The organism is Chitinophaga japonensis, from assembly GCF_007830125.1.
Lineage (GTDB): Bacteria > Bacteroidota > Bacteroidia > Chitinophagales > Chitinophagaceae > Chitinophaga > Chitinophaga japonensis.
Genome location: NZ_VLLG01000006.1, coordinates 127,895 through 140,582 on the forward strand (window position 1 = coordinate 127,895; position 12,688 = coordinate 140,582).

4 protein-coding genes are annotated in these 12,688 nt (G+C 56.3%); all 4 read right to left on the reverse strand.

Translation table 11 applies throughout. The features are described 5' to 3' along the window. Positions 1-8 precede the first annotated feature (8 nt). On the reverse strand, positions 9-5,510 hold the full coding sequence (locus LX66_RS24965; protein WP_145718590.1) for a hypothetical protein: 5,502 nt from the start codon (positions 5,508-5,510) through the stop codon (positions 9-11). Positions 5,511-5,769: 259 nt separating this feature from the next. Further along, on the reverse strand, positions 5,770-7,074 hold the full coding sequence (locus LX66_RS24970) for a PQQ-dependent sugar dehydrogenase (protein ID WP_145718592.1): 1,305 nt from the start codon (positions 7,072-7,074) through the stop codon (positions 5,770-5,772). A gap of 289 nt (positions 7,075-7,363) precedes the next feature. Next, positions 7,364-9,208 carry a RagB/SusD family nutrient uptake outer membrane protein gene (locus LX66_RS24975; RefSeq protein WP_145718594.1) on the reverse strand — a complete coding sequence of 615 codons (1,845 nt, stop codon included), beginning with the start codon at positions 9,206-9,208 and terminating at the stop codon, positions 7,364-7,366. 11 nt (positions 9,209-9,219) lie between these two features. Then, complete coding sequence (locus LX66_RS24980; protein ID WP_244620508.1) at positions 9,220-12,639, reverse strand: TonB-dependent receptor; 3,420 nt, start codon at positions 12,637-12,639, stop codon at positions 9,220-9,222. Positions 12,640-12,688 lie beyond the last annotated feature (49 nt).

The window sequence follows — 12,688 nt, forward strand, 5'->3', positions numbered from 1 at the left end:
TACAGGGGTCAGGCGATCTGCCGGTCTTCCCCCCAGGTTTTTGAGAAGCTGATGTCTATGATGAGGAAAATGCTGATGTCCAGCGCAAAGGTGACCTGCGCGGAGGTTTCTGTTTTACCGCCGCTCCTTTCCACGATGCCTTTGGCTTCTATGGTGATGGTCACGCATACCAGCCCGCCCAGCAGCTCGGCATTGCCACGGAACAGCATCAGGGCGGTGATCACGACCTTGTCCTTGTCGGCATACATTTCCACGCCCACCATGAAGGTAACGCTGGCATTGCCCACCACCGGGAAGCTCACTACGATCTGTACGCCAAAAGCAAAGGCCAGCGTAAGGTTGGGGCCTACCTTTGTATCGCAGGCGATCTTTACATCTACGGACCCCAGCGCGAAAATGGAGCCCACGCCTACGGACATGCACATTACGCTGATGCCGCCGTGGAACTGCAGGAAAGCGCCGGCCGTAGGCAGCAGTTGCCCCGGATCAGTAGTGACCTTCAGCGCGGCATTGAAGTATACGCCTACGCCCAGGGAGGCCTCCAGCTTCAGCGGAGTTTGGGCGCTGTTATACAGCTCGTCCGTGGGCGGGAAGCGCACCAGCGGGATCTCCTTGGAGGCTTCGAACTTGTATTCCCATATCTCGCCGCTGTTGCTCATGGCGATCTTCAGCCCTTTCTTCATGGCCTCGGCATAATTGCCCTGGCTCAGTTGCGCCAGCACTTCCAGGATGTCTATCACCGGCTGCAGGGCATCGCTGAACTCTATTTCGGGCACCGGCAGCCCCACCCCGCCGGCATTGCCGCCTTCATAACCGCTTTCCTTGTTCTTGCTGGCGTCAAAATTGCCTTTAATGGTCATCAGCCTTTTCATATCGCCCAGGTCCACTACCATGGCCAGGTTATTGAGCCGGCTTTTCCACTGGTTGCCCATATCGCTGGCAAAGGAGTCTACATCGAAATTCAGCTTGCTGTCCACGTAGCTGGCGGGCGGCTCGTCCTTACCGCCTGTTTTGTACTCTATGTAAATGCGCAGCGCTTCGGTATCTACAAGGGGAATGTCAAACGAAGGCACGTCAAATTTCAGCGCCTTGTCCAGTACGCCGTTGGCGCCTTTCTGCAGCAGGCTCATACCCTGCTTTATCACCGCTTCACCGGCTTTTTCCGCCTGTACTTCCAGCAGTTCCAGCACCTGGGCGCCGCCGTCTGACAGCGCGTTGGTGACGAAGGCTACGGCCGGGTTGCTGTTGCTGTCCAGGCCGTTCAGCATAGGCATGGCCTTGCCGAAATTATCAATGGCGTTGCCGATGTTGGGGAAGATGCCGCTGCCCGTCATCAGGCGGTAGGCGTCCGCAAAAATGGGCGGCGTTTTGCTGAGCAGCATTTTTTGCCCCAACCCGTATGCGGGGGTAAGGAACAGGGCCTTTTGCGTGGCCGTGCTTTGCAGGTAGCCGAAATTGACGGTGCTGGCGCCGGGCGGGCGCAGCACCTCCAGCGGGTGCGCAATGCGCAGCAACTGGCTGGTGACCACAGCCGGGTCTATCACCACATCTTTTTTCCATTTACCGGTACGTATAAGCGGCACCGTTACATTGGACGGGAGGGGCGTTACATCGCCGGTGCCGGCATTGTGCTGCACCATGGACCAACTGCCGTCCTTGGGCAGGAACACGTTGCCGCGGGCCGCCACTACAAACACGGGGTTGCCGCCGGCATCCGTGGAGTTATTGACATCAAAGCGGTTCAGGCGCATCTGCTGGTCGCTGTTGTTGATGTCCACCACGCAGTCCAGGTCCCCGCCTATGCAACCTCCCTGCAGGGCCAGCAACGCTTTCAGTTGCTGCGGGGTGAGCGGTTTGCCTGCGGGGGCCACCTGCACATAGCCCAGTATTTTTTTGGACACCACTCTTTTATTCACATGCCCCTGCACCACGTTCTCTATTTCCACATCGGCATCAAAGTACACGCCGCCGCATTTCACCGGCTCATGCAGGGTGCTGCCGGAAGTGTTGGTATAGATCTGGCCTTTGATGCCGTTGAGGTAATCCGTATTGTTGGGAATATCGTTGGTGGAGGTGTATTCCGTTACGGAAGGCGCATCCCTGATATTGCGGACGTTAAATAATCCTTTGATCACACCGGGATGGAACTCGTAGGGCGCCTGCTCGGTTACGAAGTCCGCAGGGTTGGTGGTATAAGGGTCCACCCCTTTTTTCTTGTAGCGGAAGGAGAAATCGAACTTACCATCACTTTCCGCCTTCCAGCCGCTGTCCGTGCGGAACACATAACCGGTGGCCGTGCGGAACACGGTGATGGTGCGCACCACCCGTATGCCCCAGGGATACAGGATGCTCTTTACCTGTATCACTTCATGGGCGGTACGTCCCAGCATCACGTCGAATTTTGCCTGGCTGGTTTGGGCCATGGCGGCGGAAGGGCTTACCCAGTTGCTGAAGATGCTGGCGCCGTAGCCGGTAATGTCCATGCGCTCCAGCGGTACGCCCCTGGAGTCTTTCACCAGGGTGGACAGGCTGAGCACACCGGTCAGGAACTCGTTGTTGAAGATCTCCGTAACCCGGTGGCCCAGGTTGCTGGCCATGGTAGGCTGCCCGGTCACGCCCAGCAGGTTGTTGAGCTGTATGATATAACCGGGGAACATGGAGGAGTCATTGCCCAGCAAAGGATCTGTTTTACCAAAAGTGCCCGCGGTCATGCGCAACTGTATGCCGCCTTCCAGCCGGTGCGTGCCGTCCTCATTCTCGCGGAACAGCGGGCGGATGGTGTTGATATCCGGCGGCTGCGGCTCTACGAAATTGCGGGATACGTAATTGATCGCCTTCAGCCCGAAGGGCAGCGTAAAGGCCGATACCGTGAAATTCTGCGGGTTATTCTTAAACTCATGCACCAGCGACTGTATCACCGGTATGGGAGCCAGGGCCACCGGTTTCGTATTGTTGTTCCAGATGCGGGTCGGGCCGCCATCATCCGTATAATACATGAACCCGGCTTCGGGGTCCATCGCCAGCTTGGGCGAGGTAGGGTCCAGCGGATCATCCCGGTCCGGCGGCGTGAGGTTGATCTCCGGCTCCCAGGCGATCTGCGGCAAGGTGAAGGCGCGCACCAGCACACCGGGTGATTTTACTTCCATGCCGTCCACGATAAAAGGAAAACCGGTATTGCTGCTGACCACCGCGGCCTCGCCGGCAGCTACGCCCGGCACTACGGCGCCCGTTTTTACAATGATCATCTGCCCGCTTACGCTGATGCCCATCTGGTTGGCGTTGCTGCTCACATCCAGCAGGGCAAAAGGCTCCGCGTTCAGCCGGTTGCCCACCAGGTGATTGTCCCAGAAATTACTGTAGGTATATCCTTTGTTGGTTTGCTGGATGGCCTGTTGCAATATATCGCCGGTAACGCTGGGATTCAGCGCCGGTTCGGCTTCCTGTAAAGCGGCGATCTCGGGCTTCAGCGTAAGCCTTTCCAGGAAAGCGTTGTTCTCCGCCGCCGTTCTTTCCAGGCTGGCGGCCGTGATTTTCACCGCTCCACGCACCGCTCCAAAACCGGAGAGGGAGCGGGCGGAAGAAAGGCGGGCACTGCGTGTAATGGTAGCCGTAGCGGGCGCGGGCGTACCCGCCACCGTGGCGGTAGCAGTGGCCGGCAATGCGCCAAAATGGAAGCTGGTCTTTACATGATCCGTTTCATCATCCACCGGCTCATACTGCACGGCGCACAATAGTACGCTCAACGGGCCTGCGCCGGCCCTGCCGGCGTGCGACAAGGTTTCGCGGAACAGGCGGTCCCAGGTACGCAGGTTGCCTACATAGGGGTCCGGTAAAGTAGGCATATAACGGTACAGGTAGAACGAAAGGAACAGCACGCCCTTTGTTACCCGTTGCCAGCCGGCGTCGCATTCGCCGAACAGCAGGCAGGCATTCACCGGCGATACGGTGAACAGGGCATTCTCCAGGGCAATGGCCACCGGCCGGATCGCCGGCGGGGCCGTAGCGGTAGCCGGCGCATTATCCGCGATAATGTTATCATCGTACAGGTAGATCAGCCCGCGGGCGTCGCTGGCGCCCAACATCAGCAGCGAGGAGCGGGAACGGATGTCAAACACCTCCCCGTTCACCTTTACCGGCCGGTCTGTTTTAAAATCGCTGTTGCAGAGGGTGGTCAGCAGCTCCTGTCCCTGGGGACTGCTGCTGCTGTAAAAGAAAGGCGCCGTAGCGGGGAATACCAGGTCTACCGCGCAACGGTGCGGATGCCCGGCATCCTTCCACAGTTCCAGGTGCTGGGAGGCGCCGGCAATGCCTGCCTGCAGGTCGCCGATGACGATGCTGCCCGGCGTACCGGCTATAAACGGCTGCGTCAGCCGCAGCTCCTCGTGCTGCAGGTTGGTCCACACCGCCCGCAACCCTTCGTCGCATTCCAGGAACAGGCCGCCGTTGCCGGCTGCTTCCAGGGGATTGTTCACATCCAGCACCGCCGCCGCCAGGCTCCAGTAACTCTTTTGTATGCCCGCAGTCCCGGACAGCGTAATGAAAGGGCTATGGCATTCCGACACCTGCAGTTCCGGCACACTGGCCTTCCAGGGGATCAGCACCAGGTGAAAAAGATCGTTATAGGTAAGCGGGGGATTGGGCACCGGCTGGTAGCTGAGGCTCATTTCCTGGCCGTACAGGCGGCAGGTGGCTTCCCCCACTTTCATGGTCACGATACGCTTGGCCACGCCGCTCCAGGTAAAGCTCCAGGCCGCCGGCAACTGGTATTGGGCGGCGCGCGCGTCACTGCCATGAGCGGAGGTCCCGACCGCGCCCTCGTCCTCATCGGGCGCCGGCTGCAGGGAAAGGGTAATGTTGGCGCCGGGGTTCAGCGTTATTTTGCCGTTCTGCATGGCAGGCGCCAGGCTTAACTGCAGCGTGCCGCCCTTTACCCGGATACCGGTAAACCGGTTGACCGGCGCGGCAGGCGACAGCAAACGGGCATTGATCCATACGCTGCCGGCAACAATGGTATAGCTGGTGGTGGCTGCGGGCGACAGCCTGCCCACCGATGCCTTGAACAGCAGCACCGGCTGCGCCCCCATGTACAGGGTAACCAGCTTTACGACCTTATACACGTCCACCCATATTTCGCGGCCTTCGTTGTTTAGAAAGGGGCCCAGGGTTTCCACCGCTTTGGCGCCGGCCGCCCATTCCGGCACGCTGCCGGAAAGCTGCGCATTACGTACCGGCACGCTGCGCACAAACACGCGCAGGCCTTCATCGGGCTGCTGCTGCAGCGTTTGTTTTACGATCCTGGAAATATTGTTCATACTGGCGGCGCTGATCTTTTCGCGCGCATAGAGATCGGAATTGGCGAACAACTGTTCGCTGCCGGTATCATCGTTGTGCAACAGGGAGGCGGCGATCCGGAGGCGCGCCTGCTGTAATGCGGATTCCTGTTCAGGAGATGCTGCCTGCAGGTGACCGGTAATGCTTTCCAGCAATGCCGTTAATTGGGGTTCCGTCATGGTTTCTTATTAAAAGATATGTGGAATTTTGGGGTACTTTCCTGCCTGTCTGTTGGGGTTTTATTCTTCGAACTGGTTTTAAAGCTACAAATATTCTCCAGAATTTTGCAATAAAAACAGGAAAAAAATTGAGCAGCGGGCCGGACCAGCTAATCGGCATCAACAATAAACACCTCCTGCCGCCGGTCCCCTAAACTAAGATGCCGATGTGCTGGTTACTTAGCACATCGGCATCTTAATATTCCGGCATGCCGGCTTCCTATTTTTTGTACACGATCCTGTAGATCGTTCCCCTTGCATCATCAGATACATACAGCGATCCGTCGGGGCCTTGCGCCAGGCCGCAGGGACGGTGTTTGGCATCGCCGGGAGAAACGATATTGTCCGTACCGGCAAAGCCGTCTGCAAACACTTCCCAGTTGCCGGAAGGTTTGCCGTCCTTAAAGGGCACAAAGGCTACATAGTAACCTTCCTGCTTTTCAGGGGCGCGGTTCCAGGAGCCATGGAAGGCAATGAAAGCGCCATTCTTATACTTTTCCGGGAACATATCGCCGGTATAGAACAGCAGGCCGTTGGGCGCCATATGCGCCGGGAAGGCCACCAGGGGGTCTATGGCATTTTCGCCGCCGGTCTTTTTACCATCGCCGCCATATTCAGGGGCCAGTATTTTCTTTTGCTGCCCGCCATCGTAATAAATATAGGGCCAGCCGGCATCAGCGCCTTTATCGATGCGGTACAGGCACTCTGCAGGCAGGTTGATGGACTGTTCCTGCGTGAATTTCTTAGGGAACATATCATGCAACTGGTCGCGGCCGTGCTGCATCACGTACAGCGCATTCGTCTGCTGGTTCCAGTCCAGCCCCACCACGTTGCGCAGACCGGTGGCATAGCGCACGCCGTTCCCGTAGGTCTGATCCTGCTGGTCCGCCTTGAACTGCCAGATGCCGCCGGCAGAGTCCAGTACGGGACAGGGCTGCATGCCGGGTGAGCCGGCGGTACGGTCCTGCTGCTGGCAGGCATTGGAAAAGGCCCCGATGTTCACATAAATATTGCCGTCGTTGTCCAGCACAATGGATTTGGACTCGTGCTGGTTGCGGTCTATCAGCCCGGTCACGATCTTTTCCGGCTGCGCGGAAGCAGCCACCTGGTTGTGCTCGTTCAGCTTGTAGCGGTATACATCCGTGTTGGAAGAAGCGTACAGGTAGCCGTTCTTAAGGGCAATGCCGGTGCCGCCGTAATCGCCGAAACCACTCTGCTCTTCTGCCCTGCCGTCGCCGTCAGCGTCATGCAGCCTTATAATGCCTTTGCCATCTTTTACGCTGGCCAGTTTTACATAAATATCGCCCTCACTGGTCACTACAAGGTGACGGGCCTTGCCGATGCTGTCCGCCACTTTGATAGCGCCAAAGCCGGCCGGCAGCTTCAGCCCTGCCGTATCTGCATCCGGAGTGATCTCAGGCAGTGCGGTAGTATCCTGGCCGGAGCCGGTACCCCCCTGTTGCCCACACGAAGTAAGAATGCTGGCGCCGGTGATCACCAGCAACAGTCTTAAGCATGTTTTCATTCGTCAATAATTTTTTGTTAGCGGTCTCATGGAACCTCCCGCCAGCCGGCGGACCGGTTCCATCTGCATAAATAATAGCCGTTTTAAAAGCAGTAATGAGGCATCAAATTAAACCGATTTTTTGACTTCCTTCCCGCTATTTTACAAGCGGCAGGTGTAAAAAATACCAAATCCCAACATCCAGATCCCAAAATGCAGGCGGACCTGCAATAATACGGCGCTGTTACCAAATAGTTGAGAAACTGCCGTTAGTTTGGAATCCGGACGCTGGGATTTGGAATTACCGGAGCTAGTAGCCCGGGTTTTGCACCAATTGGTTATTCCGGTTTATTTCATCACGCTGTATGGGCATGAAATACATTTTATCCAGCCACAGGCGTTTTTCCGCTTCCAGGGTCACCGGTGTATAGGTGTAATTATAGTGGTTGGGATCATACCTGTAAATGGTAAGCTGGCTGCCCGGCTTCAGGGTAGCCGTAATGTTGATGCCCTTCAGGGGGCGGCCTACCGTAGCCTGCGGTATCATCCAGCGCCTTACGTCATAGAAGCGTTGTTCCTCCAGCGCCATCTCTATTTCGCGCTCATGGCGGTAAGCATCGCGGAGCGCGTTACCGGATGCGGTGATCTCGGGCATAAATGCACGGCGGCGGATCATGTTTAGGTAGGTACGGGCTTCGCCTTCCTCGCCCAGCTCAATACAGGCTTCCACGTAGTTCAGGAGCACTTCCGTGTAGCGGAAGAACGGGTACGGCACCTGCTGGTTATAGAACTGTGCGTCTATCGTGGTATCAATGAACTTCTTGAAGTAGTAGCCGGTAAAGGTGCCGTTCCAGTCCTCTATCGGACCCTGGCGCGTATCCAGGCCGGCCACGGGCACGTTCTGGGAACCATTATACACTTCGTAGCGGCCGGTCTGCACCTGGTTAAAAGGATCTTTCGCCTGCACATCTGCCGGGCGCTTGCGCCAGTTGGCCCCGTCGTACAGGATGGTAGCATAAAAGCGCGGGTCGCGGTTCTGGTAGGGATTGGCCTTATGCGCGGGGTTGCTCCAGTCAAAGGCTGTACCATCGCTCATCAGGTAGTCGTCCACCAGCAGTTGCGTAGGCGTGTTGCCGGCCCAGTTATGATAGCCGTTAGGGCCGTTGTATAACCCGATGTTGCCACCCGGCTCGTCCTTGTCATTTATAAAATAGCGGGAAAAGATGCTCTCGCTGTTGTCTGCCAGGAACATGGCCTGTATATTGGCGGTGGCTTCCTCCGCGCTGGCAGGGTCCGGGCTTTGCAGGGCATACATGCCCCGGTCGATAATGGCTTTGGCGGCATCTTTTGCTTTCTGCCAGCGCTCTGTGCGGCTGCCGCCGGTGTAGCCCAGCAGCTCCGGATCGCTGAAGCCGGCTATTACAGAAGATTTAGCCTGCGCCGTAGGCACATCATGCAGGTCGCTGGCGGCGTACAGCAGTATGCGCGATTTCAGGGCCATGGCAGCGCCGGCTGTAGCGCGGCCTTTTACGATACTGCCCTCTTTTCCTTCCAGGTAATAGGCAGCGGAATCGCAATCCTTCACGATAAAGTTCACGCAATCCTCAAATGAGCCGCGCGCAATGGTATAGTCTGTTTCGCCCAGTTCATATACCCTGTCCACCAGCGGTACCCCGCCGTAGCCACGTACCAGTTGGTGATAAAAATAAGCGCGCAGAAAAAATGTTTCCCCCTTTAAACGGTCCTTTACACTGCCGTCGTCAAACGGTACGCCTTCAATTTTGGAAAAGAGTTTATTACAGGCCCTGATCCTTTTATACAGCTCGCCCCAGCGCATGGTGCTGCGGTTGGTAACATATTCCGCATCGGTAGGGCTGATGGTGGCCTCTACCATGTTCTTCATGCCGTAGCCGTGGGTGAACATGGTCTCATCCGTGGCGGAAGCCAGCATGGTTTCCAGGAAACCGCCGCTGCTAAGGCCGTTATAGATATCGTTCACAAAAGCTTCGGTGAGACCGGGATCGGTGAACACCAGGTCTTCCGCCGCTTCATCCCGGGGCTGGGTATTCAGGAAATCCTTGTTACATGCCGTTATCAGCCCGCCTATCACCAGGGCCACTCCAAAGTATATACGCTTTATTTTATAGTACTGCATAGTGTTACGCTTTAAAATGTTAATGAAAAACCTGCATTGATCACTCTTGCCTGCGGGTAGTACTGGCCGTTGCCGCTAACGGATTCAGGGTCCAGTATCTTCAGCTTGTCCATGGTAAACAGGTTAAGGCAGTTAACATATACTCTCATTGCATTAATGCCCATGCGTTTCTTCAGCAGATCAGAAAGATTATAGCCGATCTCTATGTTCTTCAGGCGCACGTAATTGGTGCTCCTGAACCAGTACGTATTGCCGGTAGCCCAGTAAGTGTCATTCCGGTCGCTGGTGCGGGGATGCACGCTGCTGGGATTGTCGGGGCTCCAGCGGTGGTCATAGTAGTCCTTGGTAAAATTGCCTATTTCGCCGGATTCCGTATTGATGTGCAAAGCGGCGCCGGTAGCGCCCTGTACAAGAATAGAGCAGTCAAAGTCCTTGTACTGCATGTTTATATTCAGGCCGCCCGTAAAGGTGGGTTGATTGTTCTTTGACATGCGCACCTTGTCATCGCCGTCTATCTTGCCATCTCCATTAATATCCCTGAACTTCATATCGCCGGGGCGGAGGTCGTTGGTCAGGGCGCTGTAGTCGATGGTGTTGTTCTTGATGTCGTCATAATCGCGGAACACGCCGTCATACTCGTAATAAATTTCCGTGTTCATGGTCTTACCGGTGGATCGCTGCCACTCGGGCGCGCCGGGAGGCTCGTCCCAGAACTTGATCTCGTTCTTGGCGTAGCCGCCATTCACGCTTACATTGTAATGGAACTCGCCGGCATTGTTGTTGTAGCCTACCTGGAACTCAAATCCCTTGTTATCCACCTTGCCCAGGTTCTCCGCCGGGAGGGTCATACCGGTGGTTTGCGGGATGGAGGCATTACGGCGTACCAGTATGCCGGAGCGCTTGTTCATGAAGGCGTCCAGCTCAAAATAGATCTTGCCGCCCAGCAACTGTCCGTCCAGGCCCACATTGTAGTTGTTGGCTACTTCCCAGGTAATGAAGGGATTGGCCAGGCGCGCTTCAAAAATGGACTTGGTCATTTGATTGTTCAGGATATAGCTGTTAAAGCCATAGGTGCCGTAATACTGGTATTCCTGCAACGTAAGCTCGCCATCGCCATCATCGTCAAAATAGATCTGGTCATTACCCAGGCGGCCCCAGGAGGCACGCAGTTTCAGGTAGTTCATGAAGCGTACATTGTCCTTCCAGAAATTCTCTTCGGAAATACGCCAGCCGGCCAGTATGCCGGGGAAGAAACCAAAGCGGTGTTCCGCCGGGAACATATACGAACCGTCTACCCGCCATACAAATTCCGCCAGGTACTTTTCCTTATAGTTATAGGCGGCACGGCCAAAGTAATTGAGGCGCGCACGGTCCCAGGCCCCTCCGTCATTGTTCTTTTCCTGGTCGCCGCCGGCTACCAGTTGGTCAATGGCGGAAGAGATGAAGTATTTGCGTGAAGCGGAGAAGTTGTCATTATTCACGGTTTCCTTTTCCATACCAAACACCAGGTTTACGGTATGATCATTGTTAAAGGTGCGGTCATAGGTGAGCAGGCCGCGCAGCAGTTGGTTGGTCTGGTCTTCGTCGCCCTGCTCCAGCGTGGCCTGATCAGTGCCGCGTTTACTACGTGTAAGCTTTGGCGTAACCCCGTCCTCTTCATAGCTGGTGCCGTCCCAGGTATACAGGTACCAGGGGGTCATCCAGGTCTTGGTGCGTTTCAGGTATTTGTCAAACGCGATGTTGCCGCTCAGCTTCAGCCCCTGTACCCAGGGAATGGAGATATCCAGGCGGGCGTTGGTCTGCAGGTAGTAGCGCTTGTCGCGGTCATAGCCGGTCTGGCTGGTAGTGATCACTACCGGGTTATTACCGTACTCAATGTCCGGGCCAGGCAGGCCGTTGGGCCAGAAAGCCGGCTCTGTGGGCTTGCCGCGCATCAGCATACGGAAAATATCTTCTGCGCTCCTGGTTGGAAAGTTACGCTGCTCCTGGCGGCCCAGCATGTCCACGCTCACGTTGATGTATTTATTGATCCGGCCATCCAGGTTAATGCGCAGGCTGTACTGGTCAAAACCGGTAGCGGAATTTTTGTAATAGCCGTCCTGTTTCTGGTAACCGAAAGAGGTAAGGTAACGGATAGCGTCTGTACCGCCGGAAAGCTGCAGGGTATGATTGGCCACCGGCGACCAGGTTTTGAGCGTAGCCTTGTACCAGTCGGTATTGGGATGGCCCCAGGGATCGGTACCATTACTGTACAGGTCCAGGTCCTCCTGGCTGAAGGGCGGCGTCCAGGTATTGCCGGTATTGGGCGAGGTATAGCTGCCGTTCTGCTTGAAGGCGTTCCAGGCATCGCCCCATTCCGTAGGCGCCACGTTCTTATACATGCTCAGCTCATTCCTGATCTGCGCATATTCCGTGGCATTGGACATTTCCGGCACCTCAGTAGGCTGCGACCAGCCCTGGTTAAAGTTGTAGGTGAGTACCGGCTTACCGGACCTGCCACGCTTGGTGGTTACCAGTATTACGCCGTTGGCCGCCCTGGCGCCGTAAATGGCGGCGGAGGCGTCCTTCAGCACAGACATGCTTTCTATATCGGCGGGGTTCAGTCTTTCCAGGCCACCGGCGCGTGCCGCTACCCCGTCTATCACCACCAGGGGATCGTTGTTGCCCAGGGTGTTGGAACCGCGTATGCGTATAGTAGAACCGTCCTGCCCCGGCTCGCCGGTATTCTGCATGGCCACCACGCCGGGCATGCGGCCGGCGATGGAATTACTCAGGTTGGTGGCGGGCGATTTCACCAGGTCGGCTCCTTTGATGGTAGCTACAGAGCCGGTAACGGACTCGCGTTTCTGCGAGCCATAGCCCACTACCACCACTTCACTTAGTCCTTTGGTATCTTCCTGCAGCACGATGTTCAGGGGACCATTATCCGTAACCGTCAGGGTTTGCGGCAGGAAGCCGATGGCGCTGATGGTGATCTTTGCAGATTCCGGCACCGTGAGGGTGAAAGCGCCGTTAACATCCGTAGTGGTGCCGCGGCTGGTGCCTTCTACCTTGATGGTGGCGCCGGGCACGGCCTGATTATTCTTGTCCGTGACCTTGCCCTTCAGCACAATGTCCTGCACCATGCTTCCCCTGGGCGATATCACGATCAGGTTATTGTTGACCATCCTGAACCCGAAGCCGGTATTGCTCAGGGCCATGGCCAGCACCTGGGATACAGGCGTGGCCTGCACGTTTACCGTTACGAGGTGGTCCAGCGAAGCCGCGTCCTCCTGGTAGATAAAGCGGTAGTCCGTTTGTTGCGCAATTTTCCTGAACAGGAGCTTGATACTTTTGTTCTCCTGTTTAAGTGTAACCCGGGCTTCCTGTGAGTATACATTTGCGGAAGCCTGCAATATGCCGGCGAGGAGTAAGATGACCGTTAACTTCATACAGAGCATTGACTTACAGGCACGGGCGTGCCTGCCTTCCAACAAGTCA